The organism is Mesorhizobium sp. M4A.F.Ca.ET.020.02.1.1 (assembly GCF_004022645.1).
GTDB lineage: Bacteria > Pseudomonadota > Alphaproteobacteria > Rhizobiales > Rhizobiaceae > Mesorhizobium.
Window position 1 is genome coordinate 1 of the sequence record NZ_RZOI01000821.1, and the last position, 2,497, is coordinate 2,497.

A 2,497-nucleotide genomic window follows, 5' to 3' on the forward strand; every position below is an offset into this window, starting at 1 on the left:
ACGTATTTCTCGACTCGATGCAACGGGCGAGGGGCGGGCCGCGAATCACTCGGAGCAGGACAATGGCTTTTGAACTGGCATGCAGCAACGGAGAGGTGCAGGAGGCAGACGCAGTCGTCGATCTGATCGCGGCGCACCGCCGCGCCATTTCAGAGCTGGAGTGTCTCGGGAAACGTATGATGCACGCCGGAGAGGCCGAGGCGGCGCTGATCGGGCCACGGCTTGACGCCATTTTCGCGGACGAAACGGTTATTCGACGGCAGGCAGCGATGGCGCCGGTGGCCGATGTCGGCGATCTGAAAAATGAAGGCCGAATATTTCGCGCGGCTCATCTTCCTTCGGAGCTGGCAAGAGGATGGCGGCCCTTGAGAATAAGGGGATACAGCCTGACGAGATCAGCGGGAATGTGATTTCGTCGCCATGGCGCGCACAAGAAAATTCCACTGGCTACGCATGGTTAGTGACCGCGGACTCGCCCCATCGAAGACGATTGCTGAGCTGGACCGGATAGGCGCTGCCAATCGGAGACTTCAGCGAATCTTGCGCTTGCGCTGGCAACCGATCAGATTGCCGCTGACTTGGATTATCAGACGAGTTATGCGACGGGCGGTTGCCAAGCTGATCGCAGCTGAGCCCACGAACGCGCCGGACGCTTGCGATAAGATACTTGGTGTCGCGGCCGTCATGATCGCCACTGGCGCCGACATCGATGACGAACAACAAGCCCGGCTTCTTGCGTCCACGGCACGCTTCCGGGACGAAGTCGCGGAACTGCTTTGCTCGAAGCAACCGAAACCAAAATCCGAAGCCAGGTTCGCCAGGCGGATCAAGCGCTAACGCCGGAGATTGAACCAGTGCCGGGACACGGATCCGTCTTTGGCAGAAATATCGAAGTAATACGGATCCCGGCGTGACGGGCGAGGCATCGAAATCGTATCACTGCATCCTTCGCGACGGCTGCATGTATTGCGACCCTTCTGAACGCATAGACTCGGTTCGCTGCGCGTGCCGTGACCGACCTCGGAATATCCGACGCTCCAGCCGGCCGGACAATCGGCGTATTTTTCGTAGCCGGGCGAGCCGGCGCCTGCTTCGGGGCAGGTGGGCCACGAGAAACCCCAGCCGTTCATGGCCGAGATCAATCGATCCATGGGTGGGTGGCAGGCAGGCACGCCATGCCAGGATGGGTTTGATGACGACGCGCACAAAAGCACTTCGCAACCCCACTCGCTGGCCTGCGTGTCAACTACCGAGGCTGCTAGAGAAGCCAATGCGCTCGACGCGAGGACAATGGTGGACCTGATGAGCCGCATGGTCATTTCTCCTGAGCATCCAAATTCAGCGGTCCGATCGGCGCGGCCGTTTGCGCGCGTCGGCGAATGGCGGAGAGATTTCTCGTCCGCGCTCCGCCAGCAAATTGAAGTCGGCGATCGTGCGTCTCTCAAGCGTTCGATCGACGGCCTTTCCGCGCCACTCGTCCATGTCGAGCACGTAGGTGGCCCACATCCCATAGCGAGCTGCCATGGCTTGGCGTTGCCACGTGGCGTACCCAGGAAGGGGAGGGGAGGCGACCCGCGCCCAGCCGACGCGAAGCATCTCGACAGCGAGGTCGCGTCCGCTCATGGAACAGGAACCGACATAGGTACCGTCCGAATCGAACGCAGTCACCCGACACGTTACCTGATCGTCGCTGACCGCCCTTTTGAGCCAGGCCTTGGCAAGGGGACCGCACGGCACGGGCTTCAGCGCAGTATTCTTGCGGGTTGGGTCGAAGGCCCACTGAGGTAGTTCGCACACGTCGATGCCGGCAAGACGGACTTTCTCGGCCGATCCGGGAAACCAGAGTGTCCGTCCATCGATGATCGCTACCCGGCCGGTGATTGCTTTAGAGACCGCTTCACTGGGCAGCGAGGACGGCGTAGTCCGCAGCCCGACGGCATCGGCCGACCAGCAAGGGGAGGTGGCAACCGACACCGCGAGAAGAGCAGCAAAACAGGTCTCCTGCATTCTCATTGGGCTGCCGGGCTCCGTGCCACGGCACGGCCAAGCAGGATCGCTGGGTGCTGCACGTCCTTGAATTGCCACAGGCCTGCACGCTTTTCGCGCGCGACCTGCTCGGCAACCGCATAGGCAGGCGAATAGGGAAGGCCATCCGGCTGCAGGGCAGCGAAAGCGTAGCCAGACGTGATCATCAGATTGCCGAGATCCAGTCGGTCGGCGCCAACCGCGGCGTAGCAGACGACATGGGCAACGTTGGCAATCGTCGCCACCGGCGCGCAGACCGGCTTTGTGTCGGCAATGAATGCCGCCATGACGGCAAGGGACGCCTCGCCGCAATCCTCTCGATGGCCGGACCGATCTGTGTAGAACGTGCCGCGAAGGCAAGCTTGGACGCCATAGAGATGGTACCTGGCGCCAGCCTCTGTCCAGCTGTCACCGCTCTCGAGCGCCACGCCGGGCCGGAGGTTGAAATAGCCTGCGGGGGCGGCGGCCACAG

The 2,497-nt window shown here is 62.0% G+C and carries 3 protein-coding genes; 1 reads left to right on the plus strand and 2 read right to left on the minus strand.

The annotated features are described in order from the left end of the window. The first annotated feature begins 62 nt into the window (after positions 1 to 62). The gene (locus EN742_RS31635) at positions 63 to 410 is read left to right on the plus strand and encodes a hypothetical protein (protein WP_128333709.1); all 348 of its coding nucleotides are present in this window, start codon (positions 63 to 65) and stop codon (positions 408 to 410) included. A 928-nt stretch (positions 411 to 1,338) separates the two neighbouring features. Here the strand turns inward: EN742_RS31635 and EN742_RS31650 are convergent. Continuing rightward, positions 1,339 to 2,007 carry a thermonuclease family protein gene (locus EN742_RS31650; protein ID WP_128333713.1) on the minus strand — a complete coding sequence of 223 codons (669 nt, stop codon included), beginning with the start codon at positions 2,005 to 2,007 and terminating at the stop codon, positions 1,339 to 1,341. A 2-nt stretch (positions 2,008 to 2,009) separates the two neighbouring features. Further along, positions 2,010 to 2,495 (minus strand): thermonuclease family protein, encoded by a 486-nt coding sequence (locus EN742_RS31655; RefSeq protein ID WP_128333712.1) that lies wholly within the window; start codon positions 2,493 to 2,495, stop codon positions 2,010 to 2,012. Positions 2,496 to 2,497: the final 2 nt, after the last annotated feature.